Below are 25,091 nucleotides of genomic sequence, written 5' to 3'. Positions count from 1 at the left end.
ACCCTTCCGTTCGCCCTGAGCCTGTCGACGGGCGGGTCTTCGCAGGCAGCTGCGCCTCTTGCGGCCACCCATGCTTCGACACGCTCAGCACGAACGGACGAGGTTAGCGCCTCACGCCACCGCCGCGGCGCGCGCGTCCGGCAGCACGGCCACCGGCAGCGTCCGGAACCCCGGCCGCGCCAGCAGATAGCCCTGGATGTAGCGCACGCCGAGGCTGCGCAGCGTCTCATATTCGGCGACCGTCTCGATGCCCTCGGCGATCAACGTAATGTCGAGCGACGCGGCGATCCGCACCACCCCCTCAACGATCATCCGACGCGGCAGGCTGGCGTCGATGTCGCGGATCAGCTCCATGTCGAGCTTGATATAGTCGGTCTGGAATTTGGCGAGCAGCCCCAACCCGGCATGCCCCGCGCCGAAATCGTCGATCGCCGTGCCGAATCCCATCGCGCGATACGATTCGACGATCGTCTGGACATGCGCGGTGTCCGCCATCTCCTCATTCTCGGTAAATTCGAAGATCAGCCGATCGGTCGGCAGTCCCGTCGCCCGGGCGGTTTTCAACGTCAACTGGATGCAGGCGAGCGGCGAATAGACCGCATTGGGCAGGAAATTGATCGACAGTTTGGCACCCGTGTCGAGGATACCAGCGGCCACCGCCCCCTCGATCGCCGCAACCCGACATTGCTGGTCGAAGGCGTAGCGATTGTCCGGTGTCACGCGCGCCAGCACCTCGGCCGCGCCCTCGCCGCTCCCTCCGCGCACGAGCGCCTCATAGGCGAAGGGCAGGCCGGTGACCGTATCGACGATGGGCTGGAACGCCATCGCTATGTCGAAGACATGGGCTGTAGAGCGGCAGCCCTGACACCCGACGGGAGCGATGCTTGTCATACATAAGGGCTAGGTGACAAATCCTAACGCGATATGAACCACGCACCCGAAATGACATTGATGTAAATCAGCCACAAGCTTCCCTACCGTCGCCACAAGCATCGCTGCGTTGCGGCACGAGGGCGCAGAGGCCATGTCGGCGATCATGGCTACGCTTCTCGATCCGGGCGCCCGTGGGCGCGTCATCCTCGTTGGCGCCGGGCCGGGCGATCCCGGGCTGCTGACCGTTCGCGCGGTCGAGGCGTTGCGGACGGCCGACATCCTCGTCCACGACGGGCTGATCGACCCGCGCGTACTCGATCTCGCACCGCCGTCGGCACAGCGTATTTCCGTCGCCAAGCGCCGCGCCCGTCACACGCTGCCGCAGGAGGCGATCAATGCGCTGATCGTCGCCCATGTGAAGACCGGCGCGATCGTCGTGCGGCTGAAGGGCGGCGACCCCTTCATCTTCGGACGCGGCGGCGAGGAAGTCGAAGCGGTGCGCGCCGCCGGCCTGCCCGTCGAAGTCATTCCTGGCGTCTCGGCGGCGCTCGGCTGCGCGGCAGAGGCGATGCTGCCGCTGACCCACCGCGATCACAGCAGTGCGGTCAGCTTCGTCGCGGGTCAGTGCAAGGGGCTGGCGGATCAGGACTGGTCCGGCCTCGCCGGTCAGGGCCGGACGCTGGTGATCTACATGGGCGTCGCAACGGCGAACGACATCGCCGACAAATTGATGGCGGACGGCGTCGCGCCCGACATGCCTGTCGCGGTGCTCGAGCGCGGCACGCTCGTTGGCAGCCGCGCGATCCGCACCCTGCTCGCCGACCTCGGTCCAATGGTCGAGCGTGAGCGCGTGCAAAGCCCGGCGATAATCGTCGTCGGCGAGGTCGTCGAACTGTCCGACGCCGAGGACAAGCTCGCTCGCTGGGCGCGCGTTGCGGAGGATATGTCGGCATGAGGCTCCTGACCGGCAACGACCTCCCCACCGGCGACGTCGTGTGGTGGACCGGCACCGGCTGGTCGCGTCATGTCGAGGATGCCGTCGACGTCGGCCACGAGGGCGAAGGTATCCTGCGAGCCGAGGAAGGCGCCCGCCGTGTCAACGTCCCCTATCTGATCGACGCGATCGCCACGCCCGAAGGCCCCCGCCCCGCGCATATCAAGGATCGCATCCGTGCGCTCGGCCCGACCGTGCGGCCCGACCTGACGCTTAAGCCGGCGGACCCCGAAGCCGGGAGCTGGGTGATCTGATGCCCAGCCCCACCCTACCCTTCGTCATTCCAACCTTCCCCCTCGTCATCCCGGCGAACGCCGGGATCCATGGACACGACGTCGCTGAGGCCATCACGCAATCGCTGACCACGCCGCAACCATGGATCCCGGCCTTCGCCGGGATGACGAAGGTAAGCGAGCCGCAGCGCCCCGCCCTCTCCGCGTCTCCGCGTCTCCGCGTGAACCAAACCCTCTTCGCGTCTTCGCGTCTTCGCGCGAACCAAAACTCCGAAGGCCGGAAAGCCACGCATGTATAAATACGACCAATACGACCAGGCGATCGTCGATGCCCGCGTCGACGAATTTCGCGATCAGGTCGAGCGCCGCCTGTCTGGCCAGCTGACCGAGGACCAGTTCAAGCCACTGCGGCTGATGAACGGCCTATACCTTCAGCTGCACGCCTACATGCTGCGCGTCGCCATTCCCTATGGCACGCTCGACGCGCACCAGATGCGCATGCTGGGGTCGATCGCCCGCGATTACGACCGCGGCTACGGCCATTTCACCACGCGCCAGAACCTGCAGTTCAACTGGATCAAGCTCGCCGACACGCCGGACATTCTGGCGAAATTGGCGACGGTGCAGATGCACGCCATCCAGACCAGCGGCAATTGCATCCGCAACATCAGCGCCGACCAATATGCCGGTGCCGCGGCGGACGAAGTGACCGACCCGCGTCCCTGGGCCGAGCTGATCCGCCAGTGGAGCACCTTCCACCCCGAATTCAGCTACCTGCCGCGCAAGTTCAAGATCGCGGTCATCGCCGCGGCCGAGGATCGCGCGGCGATGCGCCTGCACGACATCGGCATCCAGCTGCTCGAACAGAACGGGGAATTGGGCGCCGCGATCTACGTCGGTGGCGGCATGGGCCGTACGCCGATGGTCAGCCACCTGATCCGCGACTTCGTCACCGCCGACGATCTGATGAGCTATCTGGAGGCGTGCCTGCGGGTCTACAATCGCTACGGCCGCCGCGACAACATCTACAAGGCGCGGATCAAGATCCTGCTCCACGAGATCGGCGCCGACGCCTACCGCGCGCAGGTCGAGGAGGAATTCGCCCTCGTCAAACAGCTCGGCATCGATCCGCCGCGCGCCGAACTCGACCGCATCACCGCGATGTTCGCGCCCCCCGCGTTCGACACCGGGCCGGCCGCTGCGGTCGACCGCAGCGATCCCGATTTTGCCGTCTGGCTCGACCAGAACGTGGTTGCGCACAAGCAACCCGGCTACCACATCGTCAACGTCAGCCTGAAGCCCGCCGGTGGTATTCCCGGCGATGCGACGGCCGATCAGATCGACCTGCTGGCCGATCTAGCAGAACGCTTTTCTTTCAATGAGTTACGCGTCACACACGCGCAAAACATCGTGTTGCCGCATGTGCACGGGCGTGACCTTTGTGACCTTTGGGCCGCGCTGCGCGACGCTGGCCTCGCCGAGCCGAACCTCGACCTCATCACCGACATCATCGCCTGCCCCGGCCTCGATTATTGCAGCCTTGCCAATGCGCGCTCGATCCCGCTCGCGCAGAAGATCGCGAACCGCTTCGCCGACCGCGAACGCCAGCGCGACCTCGGCGAACTGAAGCTCAAGATCAGCGGCTGCATCAACGCCTGTGGCCACCATCACGCCGGCCACATCGGCATCCTCGGCGTCGACAAGAAGGGCACCGAAAACTACCAGCTCTCGCTCGGCGGATCGGGGGCGGAGGACGTCAGCCTCGCCAAGATCACCGGGCCCGGCTTCTCGGAGGACGGCGTCGTCGATGCGATCGAGCGCGTGACCGACCGCTATGTCGCGCTCCGCGACGAGGGCGAACGCTTCCTCGACACCTATCGCCGCGTCGGCTTCGAACCGTTCAAGGAGGCGATCTATGGCTGATGCCGACACGCTGCTGCGCTTCCGCGACGACGAGCCGCACGACGAACCCGCCGTCACCCTCGACGCCTTCCTGGGCCAGACCAACGCCACTGCGGTCCGGCTGGAGGCGGGCGAGGACGCACGCGCGCTGATCCCGCAACTGGGGCAACTCGCGCTCGTCGAGGTCAGCTTCCCCACCTTCCGCGACGGCCGCGGCTACAGCGCCGCACGCGTCTTGCGCGAGGCGGGCTATACCGGCGAGCTGCGCGCGGCAGGCGACGTGCTGGTCGATCAGCTGCCCCTGATGCGCCGCTGCGGCTTCGACAGCTTCGCGCCCGAAGCCCCGATCGACGGCGAGGCACTAACCCGTGCGCTCGACCGCTACGACTATCGCTATCAGGCCGCGGCGGACGCCGTCGCCCCGGTGTGGAAGCTCCGCCATGGCTGAGGCAGCACGTCAGCTCGACACGATCGATGTCGCGCCCGCCTTTACCGCGGCGGACGCCGCCGCAATGCAGATCCGCTTCGCCGGCATGCCCGCGCCCGAGATGCTGCGCGAACTGCTGACCGGCGAACTGGCGGGCCGCATCGCCTCCGTGTCCTCCTACGGCGCCGAATCTGCGGTCCTGCTCCACATGGTGGCGCAGATCGACAAGGACGTGCCGGTCATCTTCACCAACACGCAGAAGATGTTCGGCGAGACCCTCGCCTATCGCGACGAATTGTCTGAGCGACTGGGCCTCACCGACCTGCGCGTCTTCCGCCCCGATCCGCGGTTGCTCGCCTTACGTGACGCGACCGGCATGCGCTGGTCCTACGACCCGGACGGCTGCTGTGAGATCCGCAAGGTCGAACCGCTCCGCCGCGCGCTCGGCCCGTTCGACGCGTGGATTTCGGGCCGCAAGGGCTTCCAGGCCGGCACCCGTACCGCACTCCCCCGCTTCGAGGAGGACGACGGGCGCCTGAAGATCAATCCGCTCGCCGACTGGTCGAAGGATCAGCTCGACGCCTATTTCGCCGAGCACGACCTGCCGCGTCACCCGCTGGAGGCGCAGGGCTATCTGTCGATCGGCTGCGCGCCCTGCACCAGCAAGGTCCGCCCCGGCGAAGACCCGCGCGCCGGCCGCTGGCGTGGCTGGGACAAGGTGGAATGCGGCATCCACGTCTCCACCCTGCCCGGCGAGGACCCGGCATTCTGAACCGACGTCAGTCGCTGACCCGTAGCGACAGCCGGACGTTGCGCGGCTGCCCCGGATAGATCCACACGCGGCTATACGAGCTCTGCGCGTAGCGGGCATCGAATAGGTTGTCCGCCTCCGCCCGCAGCGTCAACCGCGGCGATACGGCATATTCGATCGCAGCCTTGGCCTTCAGATAGGCGGGCAGCACCACATAGTCGCGCTCGATCGACCCGGCACGGTCCCCCATGTAGCTGGCGCCGGCGCTCACCGAGAACCCCCGTCCGTCAACGTCGGTGAACCGCCCCAGCGCAAAGACCGTGCCGCTGTGATCGGGCACGTTCAGCGCGCGATCGGTCGGGAAGGCGCCGTCGTCCACCCGCGCGCGCGTCCAGGCGTAATTGCCGACGATCTGCCAATGTGGCGCGATCCGTACCGATGCGTCCCATTCGATCCCGCGGCTGCGCAGGCTGCCGACCGGCGCATTGAAAGCGGGGTCGACGGGATCGTTGGCGAGGATGCCGCGCTTTCGGATATCGAACCAGGTCGCGGCGACATCGACACCCGCCCAGCGTCCGGCAACGCCGACCTCATATCCGACGCCGCTTTCGGGCGCGAAACCGTTGCCGTCGCGACCCGTGCCCGAGTTGAGCACGAAGCTTTCGCCCCAGCTGGCATGGACCGCGATCGCATCGCTGGCCTGGTAGCGCGCGCCGAGCCGGTAATGCATCGGCGAGCCCACCGTACGCCCCACCTGCCCCGTGTTGTTGTTGCGGATGCGCTGGCGATAGGCATCGAACCTGGCCCCGCCCGACAACGTCAGCCGGTCGGTCACATCCCACATGTCCTGCACATAGACGGTGCCCGACCAGCGCTTTTCGCGATTGTTCGTAAAGGGCAGCAGCGTCGGCGGCGTCTGGCCGTAGACGGGGGCAAAGACGTCGATCGCGTAGGGATTGCCGCCGCGCGCCGGATCGCCCGGATTGCGCCGCATCCAGCGTTCGGCATAGTCCAGCGTATAGCCCTTCAGCCCGATGCTGGGCCGATGCGCACCGATATGTCCGGCAAGTTCGATCCGCGCGGACAGATCGTCCACCTTGAAATCGCGCGAACGCCGCTGCCGCCACAAGGTTCGGCCGCCGACCAGCCGCGACTGATCGGAGGAAAAGCCCTTCAGCGTCCCCGTTCGCCACGCGATGCCCCCGGTCACCGTCCAGTCGTTGCCCAGGTCGGCCAGCGCCGTCAGCTGGTGACGCTGGTTGCGGAAGCGGGTCTTGCCGTCGTTCGGCTCGCCATAATAGGCATCGCGCGGCACGGCGTTCGCGTTGCCGTCGAGCGCCGGAATGCCGCGATCGAACAGCGTGTCGAAGCGCGTGATCTCGCCGATATAGGTGACGCGCAGCCGATCGCTGGGCCGCCAGGTCAGCGACGGCATCACCACCTGCCGATCCAGCCCGACGAAGTTGCGCCAGCCGTCCGACGTTTCCGCCGCCACGACGATCCGAGCCGCCAGCGTCGGCGACACGGGCCCCGTCGCATCCAGCTCTACCCGGCGCGTTCCGAACGATCTCAGCGTGAACACCGCATAGGCGGCCGGGACGAAATCCGGCGTCTTGCTGACGATATTGACGCGGCCTGCCGGATCGATGTCGCCGAACAACGCGCCGGCCGGCCCCTTCAGCAGCTCGATCCGTTCGGTGGTGGCAGGATCGCGGGGCGGCCCCATGCCGCGATTGGCAAGGAAGCCATCGACATAATATTCCCCGCCGCCATCCGGCGTACCGAGAAAGCCGCGGATGGCGAAATTGTCCATGACGCCGCCACGGTTGTTCTGATTGCTGACGCCGCTGACCAGTTCGAGCGCGTCCGACAGGCGATAGGTCCCGGCGGCGGTCAGCAGATCGCGCTCGATCGATCGGCTCGACTGCGAGAGCGTGCGGGTGGCGATATCCGATGACAGCGTCCCGTCACTGCGCGCGCGACGCGTGCCGAGCACGACGATGTCGCCGCTGCCGACGGCGACGTCATCGGTGTCCTGCGCAGCGGCGGGGGTGATCGGAAGGCAGGCAATCAGCGGCGACAGGCAGGCGGCAACGCGGGATCGAAGAAGCAAAACATATTCCAGTGATGTTGTAACGTCCCAATGTTGAACCGCACCGGACCTGTCAACCGTCCCGTTAAGCCGCGGTGGGCGTTGCGGCTTGCTGCCGGAAATCGACGACCACCGGACCGGCCCCGATCGCCATCGTCCGCCGCACCTCGTGCGGGTCCGACAAAGTGCGCGAGGGCCGGCCGACCAGGAAGCCCTGCACGCTGGCGCAGCCTTCGCGCGCCACGATGGCAAGCTGCGCCGGCCGTTCGATCCCCTCTGCCAGCACCGGCATGCGCAACAGGCCGCCGAGCGCCGTCACCGATCGCAGGATCGAAATCGCCTGATCGTCATATTCCAGCTCGGCGACGAAGGACGCATCCAGCTTGATGCAATCGAACGGAAAGGATCGCAGGACGTCGATCGACGAATAGCCGACGCCGAAGTCGTCGAGGACGATCGATACGCCCATCGCCTTCAATGCGTGCAGCTGTTCGAGTGCGAAGCGCCGATCGTGGATGATCGCGCTTTCGGTCAGTTCCAGCACCAGCCGGTTCGGCGCGAGACCGCTGTCCTCCAGCGCGGACCGTACCGTCATCACCAGACGCGGATCGGAAAGATGCTTGGGGGACAGGTTGACGGACACCGGATAGCGATTGGGCCACAGCGCCGCCTCGAAACATGCCTGGCGCAGGATCCAGATGCTCAGCGGCACCACCTCGCCGCTTTCCTCCGCCAGCGGGATGAACTCCGCGGGCGGCACCATGCCGCGGACGGGATGGTTCCAGCGCACCAGCGCCTCATACCCCTTGATCTCGCCCGTCTCGGTCGACGCCTGCACCTGGAAATGCAGTTCGAACGCCCCCCGGTCGAGCGCACGCCGCAGATCGACGACCAGCTCGCGCCGGGCGCGCACGGCATCGTCCATCTGCGCGTCGTAGAAGCACGGCTCGCTCGAATGGATCGACTTGGCGCGGTACATGGCGAGGTCCGCCTTGGCCAGCAGCGCGTCCGCATCCCAGCCGTCATGAACCGCGAGTGCGACGCCGATATTGGTCCCGATCGACGCGGTGAAGCGATCGAAGACGAAGGGCGCGTCGAAGACCGCGCGCAGCCGATCGAGGAAGTCGGTCAGTTCCTCGGCCAGATCGTAGGAAATGACCGCCGCGAATTCGTCTCCGCCCAGACGGCTGATACATTCGTTGGGACCCAGCGTCGCCGTCATCCGCGCCGCCAGCGCCATCAACAGCTGGTCGCCCGCCAGGTGGCCATAGGTGTCGTTGACCACCTTGAACCGCGACAGGTCCATCATGACGACGGCCATGCACAGATGCCCGCCCTTGCGGTTGAAACGGCGCTCCAGTTCTTCGTTGAAGCTCATGCGATTGGGCAGATCGGTCAGCCCGTCGTACATCGCCATGCGACGTAGCCGGCGGTAGGATTCGCCCTTCGTATGCCCGTCGATCAGCGCGCTGATCGCGGCGCAGCCCACGATGATCAGCGATGCGACCGCCGTCGCCACGGCCAGCGCGTTCATGGTCGAGGGCGACAGGCCGTCGCCCAGGCGGATGACGGTGATATGCATCGCCGCCATGCCGGTGAAATGGAGCGTCACGACACCCAGCGCGAGCAGGCCCATCGTCCGCAACGCACCTGCACGCGCCGCCTGCCGCGCGCGTGCGAAGGCGGCGGCGCTGAGCCCGACCGACAGCAGTATCGATACGGCGACGACCGGCCAGGTCCAGGTGACGATGCCGTCGACGTGATAGGCCGACATGCCAAGATAGTGCATCAGCGCGATGGCTGCGCCGATGACGCCGCCACCCAATACCCCTGCGCCCCGCCGAGCCGAGGCGGCCAACGCCAGGCCGGGCGCCGCTATACTGATGGCGACCAGAAGCGAACCGAGCGTCTGTATCGGATCGAGGACGACCGGCGCCGACGTGCGATAGGCCATCATCGCGACGAAATGGGTCGCCCAGACCATCGTGCCGGTGGCCACTGCGGTCAGCATCACCCAGCCCAGCCGGCTGTAGCCATCCGCCGACCGGATGCAGTGGAACAGTTGAACGCTGGCCGCCGAGCCGATAAGGCAGACCAGCGCCGCCAGCAGGACGAGATGCACATCATGCTGCGCGAAACACAGGGCGATGTCGGTCATGCGGCCCTCACCCCCCGGGCGCCGCGGCGCCCTTCCATCACCAGCGACACCTGTCGGGCCAGGCCGACGAGATAGGCCTTCTGATCCACCGATGCGGGCGGACGCGGCTTGATATCGGCGACGCAAAGCGCGCCGATCTCGATCCCGTCGATCAGGCGCAGCGGCGTACCGATATAATAGCGGATGAACGGTTCGCCGGTCACCGAAGGCAAGTTTGCGAAGCGCGGATCGACGGTCGCGTCGCAACATTCCAGCACGTCCGAGACATCCAGCGTCAGGGTGCAGAATCCCTCCCGTCGCGGCAGACAGCCGACATCGACACCGCGGGCCGCGTGGATCGCCTGGATGTCGTCGTAGATCAGCGACAGGGCCGCGATCGGGGCGGCGAAGCCTTGTTGCGCGGCTTCGACGTGGCGATCGAGCGCAGAGGCGCTCGCCTCATCCCCGCCGGTCAGGCCGCGCACGGCCCGCGAACGCAGGCGCTCGCGAAAAAGGTTTGTCAGCATCGGATTACAGGGGCTCGGTGAGTCATCGGTCCCGGCGCATGTGGGCCATAAAGCGTTAAGATGACGTCAGCGTAAAGCACCCGTATTGGGGCGGATTTTCCCCTGTTTTGAGGCGACTATCGGGGGAAGCTAACCTTCCCCCGATAGTGGTAGCGTTTATTGATGCACGTCGTAGCGATCGAGCATCATCACCTTGTCCCACACCTTTACGAAATCGCGCACGAAGCGCGCCTGGCCGTCGGCCGCGGCATAGACTTCGGCGATCGCGCGCAACTGCGAATTGGCGCCGAAGATGAGGTCGCAGCGCGTCGCCTCGAACCGGGCGTCGCCGCCGTCGCGAGCGACCAGGGTGAAGCGCGATCCCTGCTCATCCGCCTTCTTCCATTCGTAATCCATGCTGGTCAGCACGGTGAAGAAGTCATTGGTCAGCGCGCCGACGCGATCGGTGAAGATGCCGTCGGACGATCCGTCCCAATTGGCGCCCAGCGCGCGAAGGCCACCGGTCAGCACCACCCATTCAGGCGCAGACAGTGCGAGAAGGTCGGCACGGTCCAGGAACAGCTGTTCGGGCGACAGGTCGGCGACGTTCACCGCGTCGAAGTTCGGATCGACATAGTTGCGGAAGCCATCGACCACCGGGCGCAGCCATTCGAAGCTGTCCGCGTCGGTCAGCGCGTCCGTCGTGTCCATGCGCCCCGGCGTGAACGGAACCTCGGTAGCCGCGCCGGCCGCCGCCGCCGCCTGCTCGACCGCGACGCAACCGGCGAGCACGATCAGGTCGGCGAGCGAGACCGCCTTGCCGCCCGTCGTACCGCTGCCGAAGTCCGCCGCGACGCGCTTCAGGCTGTCGATCACCGGACGGGTGCGTGCGTTGATCGCCCAATCCTTCTGCGGCGCGAGCGCGATGCGCGCGCCATTGGCGCCTCCGCGCTTGTCGCTGTGCCGGAAGGTCGACGCCGCGGAAAAGGCGGTAAAGGCCAAGTCCGACACCGAATGTCCCGTCGCCAGGATCGCCTGCTTCAGCGCGGCGATATCAGCGTCATTGATCAACGGGTGATCGACCGGCGGGATCGGATCCTGCCACAGCAGATCATCCTCGATCGTCCGCTCTTCGCCAAGGTAACGCTCCTTCGGACCCATGTCGCGGTGGGTCAGCTTGTACCAGGCTTTGGAGAATTGCTCGGTGAAATAGGCGAAGTCGGTCAGGAACCGCTCGCAGATCGGACGATAGACGGGGTCGACCTTCAGCGCGATATCGCTGGTCATCATCATCAGCGGGTGAGTCTTGCCCGCGATATGCGCGTCGGGGGTGTGCGGCGCGGTCTTGTCGACCGGCGTCCATTGCAGCGCGCCCGCGGGGCTGCGCGTCTGTTCCCATTCGAACTTGAACAGATTTTCGAGGTAGCTGTTGTCCCACTTGGTCGGGTCGGGCGTCCAGCTCCCCTCGATGCCGTTGGTCATCGTGAACTCGCCCGCGCCGGTGCCTTCGGGATTGTGCCAGCCGAGGCCCATCTGCTCGATTGGCGCCATTTCCGGCGGCGCGCCGATACGGTCGGCCTTCACCATGCCGTGGCTCTTGCCGAAGGCGTGGCCGCCCGCGATCAGCGCCACCGTCTCCTCGTCGTTCATCGCCATGCGGGTGAACGTGACGCGGATGTCGTGCGCGGACGCCATCGGATCGCCGCTGGCATAGGGGCCCTCGGGATTCACGTAGATCAGCGACTGATGCGATGCCGCCAGCGGCTGCTCCAGATCATAATCGGCATCGCCGTTCTGCCCGCGCCAGCGCTTGTCGCGATTCACCATTTCGTCGAACGACTTCACCGTCGTCATATCGACATGTTCGGGCCCCCAATAGGTGGCGTCGTCCGCCTCCCACGCGTCATGCCGTCCGCCGGCGAAGCCGTAGGTGGGGAAGCCCATGATCTCCAGCGCGCAATTGCCGGTCAGCACCATCAGGTCCGCCCAGGACAGCGCGGCCCCGTACTTCTGCTTGATCGGCCAGATCAGCCGGCGCGATTTGTCGGTATTGCCATTGTCCCACCAGCTGTCGATCGGGGCGAAGCGCTGCATCGCCTCGCCCGCGCCGCCGCGCCCGTCGGCGATGCGATAGGTGCCGGCCGAGTGCCAGGCCATGCGGATCATCTGCGGCCCGTAATTGCCATAGTCGGAGGGCCACCAAGCAACTGAGCTGGTCAGGAACGCCTTGATCTCCGCTTTCAGCGCCTGAAGGTCGATCGCCTCGAACGCCGCCTTGTAATCGAAGTCCGTGCCCAGCGGATTGGCGCGCGGCCCATTGCGGTGCAGCTGCTCGACGCGCAGGCGATTGGGGTACCAATCCTGCAGCGTCGGCTTGCTGGTCTGCGCTCCGCCAATCCGATCACCACCAAACGGGCACTTCCCGGCCAGGACGTCCTTATAGTCTTCCATGCACACGCGCTCCAGCATCCGCCATTGGGTGAAACAGGAGCGCAGCCGGGCGATGCGAGAGACCCGGCGTGCGACAGGTCGAGCCTGATCCACATCAAGCCGAAACGAGGAAGTCGCCGCGCCGTTGCCTGAAATTTAATTTAGATTTGTGCGCCACCGCCTCTGCTATCGGCTGATGTCTCAACAGATTGGCTCGACGCTGCGACGGCGCGGTCCGTATAGCCGTCGTCGTTCAACACAGGTGCCTGCCCGATGACCGACATGCCGCACGCCCCCGGCGAACATCACCTGGTCCACCGCACCGGCTGGCTGCGCGCGGCGGTGCTGGGCGCCAATGACGGCATCATCTCGGTATCGAGCCTGGTCGTCGGCGTCGCCGCCGCGCCGGGCGCCAGCGCCTCGACCATCCTGCTCGCCGGCGCGGCCGCGCTGGTCGGCGGGGCGTTGTCGATGGCGGCGGGCGAATATGTCTCGGTCAGCTCGCAGGCCGATACCGAACATGCCGACCTGACGCGCGAGGCTGCCGAGCTCCACCGCAATCCCGAGGCGGAAACGCGAGAACTTGCCGCCATCTACGTCGGCCGCGGCGTCGCGCCCGCGCTGGCGCAGACGGTCGCCGAACAGATGATGGCGCATGACGCACTCGGCGCGCATCGCCGCGACGAACTGGGCCTCGCCGACGACGGCGGATCGCGCCCCGTGCAGGCCGCGGTCTTCTCCGCCGCCGCCTTTACCTCTGGCGCGATCCTGCCGGTGGTGATCGCCGCGCTGGCGCCGCGCCACCTGGCGGTCATGGTCGTGCCGCTGGTGGCAATCGTGCTGCTCGCCATCCTGGGGGCGATCGGCGCCAAGGCCGGCGGCGCCCCGCAGGTTCGCGCGGTGGTGCGCGTCACCGCGCTCGGCGCGCTGGCGATGGCCGCGACGGCATTGCTGGGGCATCTGCTCCCCGTGGGTGCGCTGTAACCCTTTGCAGCACGGCGCGCGGTCGCTAGCGCTTCCCCGATAACCGCCGGCATCGATCCGACGGACGGACGCGAGAGGACCGCCACATGGGTGCGCTGACGGGATTGAGGGTGCTCGACATGAGCCGCGTGCTGGCGGGGCCATGGTGCGCCCAGACGCTGGCGGATCTGGGCGCGGAAGTCATCAAGATCGAACACCCCCGGCGCGGGGACGATACGCGCGAATGGGGGCCACCGTGGATGGCGGACGCCGATGGCTCGCCGACGCGCGAAGCCTCCTATTTCCAGTCGGCGAACCGCGGCAAACAGTCGGTCGCGATCGATATCGCCTCCCCGCAAGGACAGGCGCTGATCCGCGCGATGGTGCCGCAGTGCGACGTGTTGATCGAGAATTACAAGGCCGGGTCGCTGGCGAAATACGGCCTCGACCATGACAGCCTGCGCGCGCTCCACCCCGGCCTGATCTATTGTTCGGTCACAGGCTTCGGCCAGACCGGCCCACGCGCCGCCGAGCCGGGCTATGACTTCATCATCCAGGCGCTCGGCGGGCTGATGAGCATTACCGGCGAGCGCGACGATCTGCCCGGCGGCGGGCCGCAGAAGGTCGGCGTCGCGGTATCGGACCTGATGACCGGCCTCTATTCGGTCATCGCGATCCAGGCCGCGCTGCTGCACCGCGCGACGACGGGCCTCGGCCAGCATATCGATATGGCGCTGCTCGACGTGCAGGTCGCGATGCTGTGCAACCAAAGCCAGAATTACCTGACCACCGGCAAGGCACCCGGTCGCTATGGCAACGCCCACGCCAATATCGTGCCCTATCAGGTGTTCCGCGCCGCGGACCGCGATTTCGTGATCGCCTGCGGCAATGATTCGCAATTCGTCGCGCTGTGCGAGGCCATCGGCCTACCCGATCTGCCACGCGATCCGCGCTTCGCCCGCAACCCCGATCGAGTCGCGAATCGGGAAGCGGTCATCGAACGGCTGGCCGCTCATTTCCTGACCGACACCGCCGATGCGTGGATCGCGCGCATCCATCCCTGCGGCGTTCCGGTCGGTGCGATCAACAGCATCGCGCAAGCGCTCGACGAACCGCAGGTCGCAGCGCGCACCATGCGCGTCACCATCCCGCACCCACGCAACCCCGACTTCGAAACGATCGGCAGCCCGATCAAATTATCCGACACACCAGTGACCTACGATACGCCGCCACCGATGCTGGGCGAGCACACCGCCGCGGTTCTGAAGCGAATGGCCGGCGTCGACGCCGAGACTCTGGCCGCGCTGACCACCGCGGGCATTGTCGCGGTGCCGACGGACCCGATGGCCTGAGCCCTGCCCTTTCGCTTGCTCCCGCCGCCTGTCCCGCGATAACCCCGCCGCGATCATTCCCTCCGGAGCAATAGCCCCATGAAGACCCGCGCCGCCGTCGCCTTCGAAGCGAAGAAACCCCTCGAGATCGTCGAGCTCGACCTCGAAGGCCCCAAGGCGGGCGAAGTCCTGGTCGAGATCATGGCGACCGGCATCTGCCACACCGACGCCTATACGCTCGACGGCCTCGACAGCGAGGGGCTGTTCCCCAGCGTGCTGGGCCATGAAGGCGCCGGCATCGTCCGCGAACTGGGCGCGGGCGTGACCAGCGTTGAGGTCGGCGACCATGTCATCCCGCTCTACACGCCCGAATGCCGCCAGTGTAAGTCGTGCCTCAGCCGGAAGACCAACCTGTGTACCGCGATCCGCGCGACGCAGGGCAAGGGGCTGATGCCCGACGGCACGACGCGCTTCAGCTACAAGGGGCAGCCGATCTTCCATTACATGGGCTGTTCCACCTTCTCGAACTTCACCGTGCTGCCCGAGATTGCCGTCGCAAAGATCCGCAAGGACGCCCCGTTCGACACCAGCTGCTACGTCGGCTGTGGCGTGACGACGGGCGTCGGCGCGGTCGTCAACACCGCCAAGGTGCAGGTCGGCGACAATGTCGTCGTCTTCGGCCTCGGCGGCATCGGCCTCAACGTCATCCAGGGCGCGAAGCTGGCCGGCGCCAAGATGATCGTCGGCGTCGATATCAACCCGGATCGCGAAGAGTGGGGCCGCCGGTTCGGCATGACCCACTTCCTCAACACCAAGGGCATGGACCGGGAGGCGATCGTCGCAAAGGTGGCCGAGCTGACCGACGGCGGCGCCGACTATAGCTTCGACGCGACCGGCAATACGGAAGTGATGCGCACCGCGCTGGAATGCTGCCACCGCGGCTGGGGCACCAGCATCGTCATCGGCGTCGCCGAGGCGGGCAAGGAAATCAGCACGCGCCCATTCCAGCTGGTCACGGGCCGCAACTGGCGCGGCACCGCCTTCGGCGGCGCGCGCGGCCGGACCGACACGCCCAAGATCGTCGACTGGTATATGGACGGGATGATCCAGATCGATCCGATGATCACCCACCGCCTGACCCTCGACGAGATCAACAAGGGGTTCGACCTGATGCACGCCGGCGAAAGCATCCGCAGCGTGGTGATTTATTGAGCGCCACTGCCGCCAACACTCCGTCACCCCGGACTTGTTCCGGGGTCCACTCATCCGCGGGGGGTAGGCAGGAGGCGCAGGCCGCCCCCCTCGCCGCGGAGTGGATCCCGGAACAAGTCCGGGATGACGGGGAGGATGAAGGCCGCGGCACCAACCCCCACCAATCAAAAAGAGAGAGGAACAACATCATGTTCAGCCACGTCATGCTCGGCGCCAACGATATCGACGCCTCGAAGGCCTTCTACGACGCGACGCTCGGTGCGCTCGGTATCGCGCCCGGCCGGGTCGATCCGAAGGGCCGCGTCCTCTACATGCACCCGGGCGGCATGTTCCTGCTGACCAAGCCGATCGACGGTCAGCCCGCCTGCCACGCCAATGGCGGCACGATCGGTTTTGCCGCGAGCAGCCCCGAACAGGCCGATGCATGGCACGCCGCGGGCGTCGCCAATGGCGGCACCGCGATCGAGGATGCGCCGGGCGTCCGCGAGGCGCCGTTCGGCAAGCTCTACCTCGCCTATCTCCGCGATCCCGCCGGCAACAAAGTGTGCGCGCTGCACCGCGTCGCGGCATGACGGAGTGCCGCGCGGTCCAGATCCTCACCTTGGTGTGTCAGGACCGCGTCGGCATCGTCGCGGCGGTGTCGGGGGCGCTCGCCGGCATCGACGGCTTCATCCTCGACAGCCAGCAATATGCCGATCTGGAAACGGGCCGGTTCTTCATGCGGGTCGCCTTCGTCCGCGGCGGCGACCGTTATCCGGCGGAGGCCGAGGCGCTGCGGGCGGCGATTGCGCCCGTGGCCGAGACGTTCGGCTTCGACTGGAGCCTGGATGCCTCGGACGCCCGCCCGCGTGTGCTGATTGCGGTGTCGAAGGGCTCGCATTGCCTGAACGACCTGCTGCATCGCTGGCGGACGAAGACGCTGCCGGTGGATATCGCAGGCGTCGTCTCGAACCATGACAGCTTGCGCCCGCTGGTCGAATGGCACGGCCTGCCGTGGCACCATCTGCCCGTCGACGACACGAACCGCGACGCGCAGGAGGCCGCGATCCTGGCGCTGATGGCGGAGGCGCGGGCGGATTATCTGATCCTCGCGCGCTATATGCAGGTGCTCGGCCCCCGCCTCGTCGAGGGACTGGCGGGACGCTGCATCAACATCCATCACAGTTTCCTGCCCGGTTTCAAGGGCGCGCAGCCCTATCACCGCGCTCATGCCCGCGGCGTAAAGCTGATCGGCGCGACCGCGCATTTCGTAACGGCCGATCTCGACGAAGGGCCGATCATCGAACAGGCGGTCGAGCGCGTCGACCATCGCGCCAGCGTCGATGACCTGATCCGCATCGGCCGCGATATCGAGGCACAGGTGCTCGCACGCGCGGTCGCCTGGGTGGGCGAGCGGCGCGTCTTCCTCAACGGCAACAGGACGGTGATCTTCCGATGACTTTACAGACGGTGTCGACCGCAAAGGCGTTCGGCGGCACGCAGGGCGTCTATACGCACACGTCCGCCACGACGGGCACGCCGATGACCTTTTCGGTGTACGTGCCCCCGCATGACGATGGCGCGATGCTGCCCGTCGTCTGGTATCTGTCGGGGCTGACCTGCACCCATGCGAACGTCACCGACAAGGGCGAGTATCGCCGCGCCTGTGCCGAACTGGGCCTGATCTTCGTCGCCCCCGACACCAGTCCACGCGGCGACGATGTCGCGGACGACGAGGCCTATGATTTCGGCAGGGGCGCAGGCTTTTACGTCGATGCGACCGAAGCGCCCTGGGCCCCGCATTTCCGCATGTGGTCCTATGTCACCGAAGAACTGCCGGCGCTGATCGGCGCGCATTTCCCCGCCGACATGGCGCGGCAGTCGATCATGGGCCATTCGATGGGCGGCCATGGCGCGTTGACGATCGGGCTGACCTTCGCCGATCGCTTCAAGGCTGTGTCGGCGTTCGCGCCGATCGTTGCGCCGTCGCAGGTGCCGTGGGGCGAGAAGGCGCTGGGCGGCTATCTGGGCGCGGACCGGTCGCGCTGGCGCGAACACGACGCGGTCACGCTGATCGAGGATGGTGCGCGGGTGCCGGCGCTGCTGGTCGATCAGGGCGACGCGGACCAATTCCTCGTCGAGCAGCTGAAGCCGGAGTTACTGGCGGAGGCGTGCACGAAGGCGGGGATCGACCTGACGCTGCGGATGCAGCCGGGGTACGACCATAGTTATTACTTCATCTCGACCTTCATGGCCGATCATCTCGCCTGGCACGCGGCGCGGCTATAGCCCGAAGCCACTCTAAAACACGCCGTCACCCCGGACTTGATCCGGGGTCCCGCTTTTTTTCTACGACCCGCGGAAGAAGCGGGACCCCGGCTCAAGGCCGGGGTGACGGGGTTCTCGGGGCCATATCCCGCCAAGTTACCCCGCAGGCTTCGCCAGCATCTTTTCCGCGCTGGCCTTCACGAATTCCGCGATCGGGCCGGACATCATGCTGAGCATCATCGGCACCTTCACCGTGCCGGCGATGCGGGCGTCCTCAATGTCCATCTTCGCCTCGACGCTTTGGCCCATGGCGATGATCGTCAGCGTTAGAGCGTCGGTGCCGGTCCAGTGATCGGACACGGTGCCGCCGCCCGGGATATGCTCCGCGAGCTTGGGCAGGCCCGCCTGGATGCGCGCGCGCCTCGTCCCGACCGAGGCTGTGGGGTACGTCGAAGGGAATGGTGGCCATGGATGCTCTTTCGTGATCGTCAGCGGCGGGCGATCGTTACCTCGGCCGCCCGACGCTGATCGGGCAGGACGAAGCTGAGCGTACCCGCCGTCGCATCCGACTGCGCTGCCACGGCCTTGCGCGCAAGCGAAACCGCGCCGTCGCCCTGCCAGCCATGAACGACGACGCGCAGCTGCTTCCACCACGGCGTATAGCGGCCCTGCCGCGCGCCGAAGCCGAGCGTCAGGCCATTGGGCGTCATGGTGCAGGTCATGCCCTGCCGCAGGAAGACGCCGCGCGTGAACGCCATCGAATGGCCGTCGTCGGCGTACAGGTCACCGCGGCAATCCTCGCCGGGATAGACGTCGAGCTGCAACGGGCCGGACGGTGTTTCGGCGGTGCTTTGCACGACGGGCTGGCGCGGCAGGATGGTGCCGGCGCGCACGAAGACGGGCAGCGTGTCGATCCGCGGCGTCACGCGCACCTTGTCGCCATGCTCGGTCGCCTGCCCCGTCGCCTGTGTCGCCGACTGGATCGGGCCATTGTCCGCGGCTTCCGGCGTGCCCGCCCGCTGTCCCGTCCAATAATCGTACCAGCCGCCCGCGGGCAGGCAGACGTCATAGGCCTGCGGCTGGTCGGGATGCGGCGCGGGCGCGACGAGCAGCGAACGGCCCACGGTGAACGTCCACGACTGGTCGCACGACATGCGCATGGCGGACGGGTAATCGTAGAACACCGGGCGCAGAATGGGATCGCCGGCCCGCGCATTCTGTTCGGCGAGCGCGTACAGGTAGGGCATCAGCCGATAGCGTTCCTCGACGAAGCGGCGCCGGATCGCGAGGTGATCGGGCCCGTCGACCCACGGCTCAGCACGCGGCGTGCCCTTGGCGGCATGGTCGCGGAAGACAGGGTAGAAGGCACCGATCTGGAACCAGCGGGTCAGCAGCTCGGGGCTAGGGCCGCCCGCGAAGCCGCCGACGTCGGCGGCGCCATAGGAAAAGCCCGACAGGCCGAGGTTGATGATCTGCTGGATCGACAGCTTCAAATGGTCCCATGTCGCAAGGTTGTCGCCCGTCCATGTCACCGCGTAGCGCTGCCCCCCAGCATAGCTCGCCCGCGTCATCACGAAGGCGCGCTCGTCGGGCAACAGCTTGCGCAGGCCATCATAGGTCGCGCGCGTGTTCTGCATGCCGTAGACGTTGTGGATTTCGGCATGCGTCGCGATGCGGGGCATGAAGCCGTCGCTGTCGATGCGATGCATGACGTCCGCCGGCATTGTCTTGGTCGGCGTGTTGAAGATCGCTGGTTCGTTCATGTCGTTCCACGCGCCCGCAACGCCCATCTTGACCTGATCGGCGAACAAAGTGCCGTACCAGTCGCGCACCTTCGTCTGGGTGAAGTCCGGGAACACCGACGGGCCGGGCCACACCGGCCCGACATAGACCGAGCCATCGGCACGGTGGACGAAGGCGTCGCGCTTGATGCCCTCGTCATAGGGGCGGTAGCCTTGGTCGGGCGCCTGAGCGACATGCAGGTCGGTGATCGTCACCACCTTGAACCCGTCGCGCTTCAGGTCGGACAGCAGCCCCTTCATGTCCGGGAACGCCTTGGTATCGACGGTGAAGGGGCGGTTGCGGTCCTGCCAATCGATGTCGAGCCACAGCACGTCGGTCGGCACGCGCTCCTGCCGCAGCCGGGCAGCGACGCCGCGCAATTCGTCCGCTGTCATGTAGCTGTAGCGCGACTGCTGATAGCCCAGCGCCCATTGCGGCACGAGCGGCGCCTTGCCGGTCAGGTCGGTGTAGCGGCGCACCACCTCTGCCGTGGTCGGGCCGGCGATCAGATAATAGTCGATGGGGCCATCCGGCGCGCCAAAGGCCAGCCGCGTGTCGTCGCGATGGCCGAAATCGAACCAGGCGCGCGTCGTATTGTCGAGGAACAGGCCATAGCTGCCCCCCAATCCGCCGACGCCGATGAAGAACGGGATCGATTTATAGATGGGATCGTCGCCGCTGCCGAAGCCGAATGCGTCGGTATTCCAGTCGACGAAGCTCTTGCCGCGGCGATCGAGCCCGCCGGTCTTGTCGCCCATCCCGAAATAATGCTCGGCCTGCGGCATTGTCTTGGCGAGCGCGAAGCCCTTGCCGTCAAAGGCGACGGGTGCGGCGTCTTCGGAGATGAGGTTGCCGGCGAGATCCTCGACGCGCAGGCGGCCGTCGGCACGGAAGCGGACGCGTAGAGCCTTGGTGGCGAAGCCATCCGCGGCAGGGGTGACGGCGACATGCTGCGCGCGCGTCTTCACATCGACGGCCCAGCTCGCATCCTCGGGCATCGCACCGCCGCGCCCGACGCGGATGCGCAAGATCGAATCGGTCAGCGCGACGACGCGGATCGTCGCGCTGGCGGTGGCGAGATCGGCCCCATCGGCGCGCGCGGTTACGGCAGGCGCCGCCTGCGCGGAGGCGAGAGACGGCACCGTCGCGGTCGCAAGGGCGGTCAGGGCCAGCAGCATCGTGGCGCGCATCGTTCAGGTCTCTCCCGGTGTTATGTGACAGGCTGTGCGCAGTGGGTTGCCACAAGGTCAACCGCGCTGCCCAAGGCATACGTATGCAGCCAACATCCTACGTCACCCCGGACTTGTTCCGGGGTCCACCGGGCCGCAAGGGCGAGGCAAGAGGCTCAGGCCAATCCCCTCGCCGCAGAGTGGACCCCGGAACAAGTCCGGGGTGACGGAGGATCTAGGGCGACGTTCTCCATCCCAACCCCACCACAGGAGGTGACGAAAGCGCACCATCCCGCTAAGGGCGCGGGCCATGACCGAGATCACGCCCCAGATCGTCGCCGACCATGGCTTGTCCGAGGAAGAATATGCGCGCGTCCTGCACGCGCTGGGCCGCGAGCCCAACCTGGTCGAGCTCGGCATCTTTTCGGTCATGTGGTCCGAGCATTGCAGCTACAAATCGAGCCGCATCCACCTGAAGAAGCTGCCGACCGAAGGCCCGCAGGTGATCTGTGGTCCGGGCGAGAATGCCGGCGTGATCGACATCGGCGACGGTCAGGCGGCGATCTTCAAGATGGAATCGCACAACCACCCGTCGTACATCGAGCCCTATCAGGGCGCGGCGACGGGCGTCGGCGGCATCCTGCGCGACGTGTTCACGATGGGCGCGCGCCCCGTCGCCAACATGAACGCGCTGCGCTTCGGCCGGCCCGATCACCCTAAGATGCGCCACCTGATCAGCGGCGTCGTCCATGGCATCGGCGGCTACGGCAATTGCGTCGGCGTGCCCACGGTCGGTGGCGAGGTGAATTTCCACCCCGCCTATGACGGCAACATCCTGGTCAACGCGATGACCGTCGGCATCGCCGATCAGGACAAGATCTTCTATTCGGCCGCCAGCGGCATCGGCAACCCAATCGTCTATGTCGGGTCGAAGACCGGCCGCGACGGCATCCATGGCGCGACCATGGCCAGCGCGGACTTCGGCGAGGATGCCGACGCCAAGCGCCCGACCGTGCAAGTCGGCGATCCCTTCACCGAAAAGCTGCTGATCGAGGCGTGCCTGGAATTGATGGCGACCGACGTGATCGTCGCGATCCAGGACATGGGCGCGGCCGGCCTCACCTCGTCGTCGGTCGAAATGGCGTCGAAGGGCGGCGTCGGCATCGAACTCGTCATGGACGACGTGCCGCAGCGCGAGACGGGGATGACCCCGTACGAGATGATGCTCTCCGAATCGCAGGAGCGCATGCTGATGGTGCTGAAGCCCGGTCGCGAGGCTGAGGCCGAGGCGATCTTCCGCAAGTGGGAGCTGGACTTCGCCGTCATCGGTCACGTCACCGATACCGAGCGGATGGTGCTGAAGTTCAAGGGTGAGACGGTCTGCGATATCCCGCTGGGTCCGCTCGCCGACGAAGCGCCGCTGTACGATCGCCCGCACGTACCGACGCCCAAGCCTTCGCCGCTTGCCGATGCCCCCGAAAGCGACGACATCGCGCGCGACCTGCTGACGCTGATGGCCTCGCCCGACATCGCCAGCCGCCGTTGGATCTGGGAGCAGTATGATCACATGGTCGGCGCCGACACGGTGCAGGCGCCGGGCGGCGATTCAGCCGTCGTCCGCGTGCATGGCACCGACAAGGCGCTGGCGATTACAACCGACTGCACGCCACGCTATTGCTTCGCCGACCCGGTCGAGGGTGGTAAGCAGGCCGTCGCCGAAGCGTGGCGCAACCTGACCGCGGTGGGCGCGACGCCGCTCGCAATCACCAACTGCCTGAACTTCGCCAATCCGCAGCGCCCCGAGATCATGGGCCAGATCGTCGGCTGTCTCGAGGGCATGGGCGACGCCTGCCGCGCGCTCGATTTCCCGATCGTGTCGGGCAACGTCTCGCTCTACAACGAATCGAAGGCGACCGGCGGGGGCTCGGCGATCCTGCCGACCCCGGCGATCGGCGGCGTCGGCCTGCTGAAGGACTGGACGAAGAACGCGACGATCGCGTTCAAGGGCATCGGCGACGTCATCCTCGTGATCGGCACGCGCGGCGGGCATCTCGGCCAGTCGGTGTGGCTGCGCGAATGCCATGGCCGCGAAGAGGGCCCGCCCCCGCCCGTCGATCTCGCTGCCGAGCGCAAGACCGGCGACCTGATCCGCGACGCCATCGCCAACGGCCAGCTGAGCGCCGTCCACGACGTGTCCGACGGCGGCATTGCCGTGACGCTCGCCGAAATGGCGCTGGCCGGCAACATCGGCGCGATGATCGACCGCAAGCAGCCGTTCGGCTGTGCGGCGTCCTTCTTCGCCGAAGATCAGGGCGTCTATGTCGTCACCGTGCACGATCACGCGCTGCTCGACTTCCTGGGCGCAGCGCACGCCGCCGGCGTCGAGGCGGAGCCGCTGGGCCGAACCGGCGGCAAGCGCCTGATCTTCGAACGCCCGGATCGCGACGACGTGGTGGCGATCGACGATCTGCGCCAAGCGCATGAAGGGTTCTTCCCCACGCTGATGGGCGTCGACGCCGCTTTGGCGTAACTCCTCTTCACACCGTCATTGCGAGCGCAGCGAAGCAATCCAGAGCCGGATCAGGACGCCCTGGATTGCTTCGCTTCGCTCGCATTGGCATCCAGGCGGGCGCCGACGATCATGCTCGCCGCGCATCGCACCCTCCCGTTCCGCAATTGCGACGAACCGAAGCCTAGCGACTGCGAATCACTCGCAGACGGACTTGCGACCGTTTCGCATTAGCCCTATCCAAGAGGCGAAGCGAAGGAGCGTCCATGGTCGTCTGCGTTTGCAATGCCATACGGGAATCCCAGGTCCGCGACGCGGCGCGTAATGGGTGCCGTACCGCGTGCCAGGCTTATCGATCGCTCGGCTGCCAAGCGAAATGTGGACAATGCGTTATGGTAGCGCGAGCCATTATCGACACCGAACGCGCTGCTGCCTGACGTTCGCAGCGGCAGAAAACCGCAGATTTCCGCCATTTTTTGCCTTGCCGTAGCCGCCATACGGCGCCTACATCCCCGCCCACGACATTAGCGGAAGGCGAAGGATATGGCAGTGAAGGGCGACCCCAAGGTCATCGAATTTCTGAACGAGGCGCTCAAGAACGAGCTGACCGCGATCAACCAATATTGGCTCCACTATCGGATGCTCGACCATTGGGGCGTCTATAAGCTCGCCCAGTATGAGCGGATGGAATCGATCGATGAGATGAAGCATGCCGACTGGCTGTCGGAGCGCATCTTGTTCCTCGATGGCCTGCCGAACTTCCAGCTGCTGGGTCGGCTACGTATCGGCGAGACCGTGGAAGAGGTTCTGAAGTCCGACCTCGCCATGGAAATGGAAGCGGTCGAGCAGCTCAAAGGCGCGATCGCCTATTGCGAGCAGGTCAAGGATTACGTCAGCCGCGATCTCTTCACGCGTATTCTTGCCAGTGAAGAAGAGCATGTCGATACGCTGGAGCGGCAGTTCGACATGATCGAGCGGATGGGCATTCACAACTACGTGCAGCTGAATTCGATCAGCGAGCATGATTCGCCCAAATCGGGCGCCGCACCGCACCTAGCCTGAGCGCGTTCGGGGCGGGCATCGCGCCCGCCCCGTACCGTTACCTCAGCGGCACTTCACGTTGCCGCGGTCGATCGAGCGGCCGAGCACCGCGCCGCCACCGGCGCCGAGCAGCGTGCCGAGCGTGCCGCCGCCGACCAGATTGCCGAGCACGCCGCCACCGACGGCGCCGACCACCAGACCCGTCGTCCCGTCGCTGCGCCGGCAATAGGCGCGACCGTCACGCCCGCGATAGATGCGGTCGTTACGACCCAGGCGCCGCTCGCGATAGCGGCCTTCGCGATAATGATCGGCGGGCTCCCACCGGCCGTCGCGATCACCGTTCCAGCGATAGTCGCCGCGCTGCGCGATCGCCGCGCCCGTCGTCACCGGCGCCACCATCGTCACCGCGGCCAGCGCCGCAAGCCATGCCGTCTTCATCGTCAACCTCCTGCAAGACAAGGCGGACCAAGCGCTCGGGACGACGGATGGTTG

General features: G+C 66.5%; 22 protein-coding genes. 14 read left to right on the top strand and 8 right to left on the bottom strand.

The genetic code is table 11. The features are described from left to right. Positions 1 to 111: 111 nt before the first annotated feature. A complete protein-coding gene (locus tag ACP690_RS06780) occupies positions 112 to 825 on the bottom strand; it encodes an EAL domain-containing protein (protein WP_063685442.1) in 714 nt (237 codons plus the stop codon). Between the two features lie 211 nt (positions 826 to 1,036). On the opposite strand from ACP690_RS06780, the gene cobA reads away from it, so the two are divergent. From cobA to ACP690_RS06755, 5 genes are all read left to right on the top strand, one after another. Continuing rightward, positions 1,037 to 1,828 (top strand): uroporphyrinogen-III C-methyltransferase, encoded by a 792-nt coding sequence (gene cobA, locus ACP690_RS06775; RefSeq protein ID WP_024310288.1) that lies wholly within the window; start codon positions 1,037 to 1,039, stop codon positions 1,826 to 1,828. Further along, positions 1,825 to 2,121 (top strand): DUF2849 domain-containing protein, encoded by a 297-nt coding sequence (locus ACP690_RS06770; RefSeq protein WP_017979270.1) that lies wholly within the window; start codon positions 1,825 to 1,827, stop codon positions 2,119 to 2,121. The genes cobA and ACP690_RS06770 overlap by 4 nt, the downstream gene beginning before the upstream one ends. Before the next feature lie 270 nt (positions 2,122 to 2,391). Further along, a complete protein-coding gene (locus tag ACP690_RS06765; protein ID WP_426260571.1) occupies positions 2,392 to 4,023 on the top strand; it encodes a nitrite/sulfite reductase in 1,632 nt (543 codons plus the stop codon). Next, positions 4,016 to 4,450, top strand: coding sequence for a DUF934 domain-containing protein (locus tag ACP690_RS06760; protein ID WP_017979272.1), 435 nt, complete (start codon positions 4,016 to 4,018; stop codon positions 4,448 to 4,450). The genes ACP690_RS06765 and ACP690_RS06760 overlap by 8 nt, the downstream gene beginning before the upstream one ends. Beyond that, complete coding sequence (locus ACP690_RS06755) at positions 4,443 to 5,201, top strand: phosphoadenylyl-sulfate reductase (protein ID WP_315462273.1); 759 nt, start codon at positions 4,443 to 4,445, stop codon at positions 5,199 to 5,201. The genes ACP690_RS06760 and ACP690_RS06755 overlap by 8 nt, the downstream gene beginning before the upstream one ends. A gap of 7 nt (positions 5,202 to 5,208) precedes the next feature. Here the strand turns inward: ACP690_RS06755 and ACP690_RS06750 are convergent, their stop codons facing one another. The 4 genes from ACP690_RS06750 to katG form a co-directional block, all read right to left on the bottom strand. Continuing rightward, a complete protein-coding gene (locus tag ACP690_RS06750; protein ID WP_426260570.1) occupies positions 5,209 to 7,293 on the bottom strand; it encodes a TonB-dependent siderophore receptor in 2,085 nt (694 codons plus the stop codon). A gap of 64 nt (positions 7,294 to 7,357) precedes the next feature. Continuing rightward, positions 7,358 to 9,430: a putative bifunctional diguanylate cyclase/phosphodiesterase gene (locus ACP690_RS06745; protein ID WP_426260569.1), complete on the bottom strand. Its 2,073-nt coding sequence runs from the start codon at positions 9,428 to 9,430 to the stop codon at positions 7,358 to 7,360. Beyond that, complete coding sequence (locus ACP690_RS06740; RefSeq protein ID WP_426260568.1) at positions 9,427 to 9,894, bottom strand: GAF domain-containing protein; 468 nt, start codon at positions 9,892 to 9,894, stop codon at positions 9,427 to 9,429. Before ACP690_RS06740 ends, ACP690_RS06745 begins: the two co-directional genes overlap by 4 nt. A 198-nt stretch (positions 9,895 to 10,092) precedes the next feature. Next, on the bottom strand, positions 10,093 to 12,366 hold the full coding sequence (gene katG, locus ACP690_RS06735; protein WP_426260567.1) for a catalase/peroxidase HPI: 2,274 nt from the start codon (positions 12,364 to 12,366) through the stop codon (positions 10,093 to 10,095). 252 nt (positions 12,367 to 12,618) lie between these two features. Between katG and ACP690_RS06730 the strand changes: the two genes are divergently transcribed. The 6 genes from ACP690_RS06730 to fghA all read left to right on the top strand — a co-directional run bounded on the left by ACP690_RS06730 (position 12,619) and on the right by fghA (position 18,119). Further along, entirely contained in the window at positions 12,619 to 13,329 is a 711-nt protein-coding gene (locus ACP690_RS06730) for a VIT1/CCC1 transporter family protein (RefSeq protein WP_426260566.1), read from the top strand. A gap of 86 nt (positions 13,330 to 13,415) precedes the next feature. Then, the gene (locus ACP690_RS06725) at positions 13,416 to 14,660 is read left to right on the top strand and encodes a CaiB/BaiF CoA transferase family protein (RefSeq protein ID WP_426260565.1); all 1,245 of its coding nucleotides are present in this window, start codon (positions 13,416 to 13,418) and stop codon (positions 14,658 to 14,660) included. 78 nt (positions 14,661 to 14,738) lie between these two features. Beyond that, on the top strand, positions 14,739 to 15,851 hold the full coding sequence (locus ACP690_RS06720; protein ID WP_426260564.1) for an S-(hydroxymethyl)glutathione dehydrogenase/class III alcohol dehydrogenase: 1,113 nt from the start codon (positions 14,739 to 14,741) through the stop codon (positions 15,849 to 15,851). A 188-nt stretch (positions 15,852 to 16,039) separates the two neighbouring features. After that, positions 16,040 to 16,423 carry a VOC family protein gene (locus tag ACP690_RS06715; protein ID WP_017979281.1) on the top strand — a complete coding sequence of 128 codons (384 nt, stop codon included), beginning with the start codon at positions 16,040 to 16,042 and terminating at the stop codon, positions 16,421 to 16,423. Continuing rightward, on the top strand, positions 16,420 to 17,289 hold the full coding sequence (gene purU, locus ACP690_RS06710) for a formyltetrahydrofolate deformylase (protein ID WP_426260563.1): 870 nt from the start codon (positions 16,420 to 16,422) through the stop codon (positions 17,287 to 17,289). The genes ACP690_RS06715 and purU overlap by 4 nt, the downstream gene beginning before the upstream one ends. Further along, positions 17,286 to 18,119, top strand: coding sequence for an S-formylglutathione hydrolase (fghA, locus tag ACP690_RS06705; RefSeq protein ID WP_426260562.1), 834 nt, complete (start codon positions 17,286 to 17,288; stop codon positions 18,117 to 18,119). Before purU ends, fghA begins: the two co-directional genes overlap by 4 nt. A 135-nt stretch (positions 18,120 to 18,254) precedes the next feature. On the opposite strand, the gene ACP690_RS06700 is transcribed toward fghA, so the two are convergent. Together ACP690_RS06700 and ACP690_RS06695 are read right to left on the bottom strand one after the other, a co-directional pair. Continuing rightward, on the bottom strand, positions 18,255 to 18,458 hold the full coding sequence (locus tag ACP690_RS06700) for a hypothetical protein (RefSeq protein WP_426260561.1): 204 nt from the start codon (positions 18,456 to 18,458) through the stop codon (positions 18,255 to 18,257). Between the two features lie 128 nt (positions 18,459 to 18,586). Further along, complete coding sequence (locus ACP690_RS06695; protein WP_426260560.1) at positions 18,587 to 21,070, bottom strand: TIM-barrel domain-containing protein; 2,484 nt, start codon at positions 21,068 to 21,070, stop codon at positions 18,587 to 18,589. Positions 21,071 to 21,359: 289 nt separating this feature from the next. Here ACP690_RS06695 and purL point away from each other — a divergent pair, with 289 nt between their 5' ends. The 3 genes from purL to bfr all read left to right on the top strand — a co-directional run bounded on the left by purL (position 21,360) and on the right by bfr (position 24,620). After that, positions 21,360 to 23,579 (top strand): phosphoribosylformylglycinamidine synthase subunit PurL, encoded by a 2,220-nt coding sequence (purL, locus tag ACP690_RS06690; protein WP_426260559.1) that lies wholly within the window; start codon positions 21,360 to 21,362, stop codon positions 23,577 to 23,579. Between the two features lie 245 nt (positions 23,580 to 23,824). Beyond that, the gene (locus ACP690_RS06685) at positions 23,825 to 23,995 is read left to right on the top strand and encodes a (2Fe-2S)-binding protein (protein ID WP_081609139.1); all 171 of its coding nucleotides are present in this window, start codon (positions 23,825 to 23,827) and stop codon (positions 23,993 to 23,995) included. Positions 23,996 to 24,107: 112 nt separating this feature from the next. After that, a complete protein-coding gene (gene bfr / locus ACP690_RS06680; protein ID WP_024310291.1) occupies positions 24,108 to 24,620 on the top strand; it encodes a bacterioferritin in 513 nt (170 codons plus the stop codon). Between the two features lie 42 nt (positions 24,621 to 24,662). Here bfr and ACP690_RS06675 read toward each other — a convergent pair whose 3' ends face one another. Next, entirely contained in the window at positions 24,663 to 25,037 is a 375-nt protein-coding gene (locus tag ACP690_RS06675) for a glycine zipper 2TM domain-containing protein (RefSeq protein WP_017979288.1), read from the bottom strand. Positions 25,038 to 25,091 lie beyond the last annotated feature (54 nt).

Source organism: Sphingomonas sp. DC4900 (assembly GCF_049896485.1).
GTDB classification, from domain to species: Bacteria; Pseudomonadota; Alphaproteobacteria; order Sphingomonadales; family Sphingomonadaceae; genus Sphingomonas; species Sphingomonas aquatilis.
The sequence above is the reverse complement of the archived record's forward strand: the minus strand, read 5'-3'. Positions and strand labels throughout refer to the sequence as shown.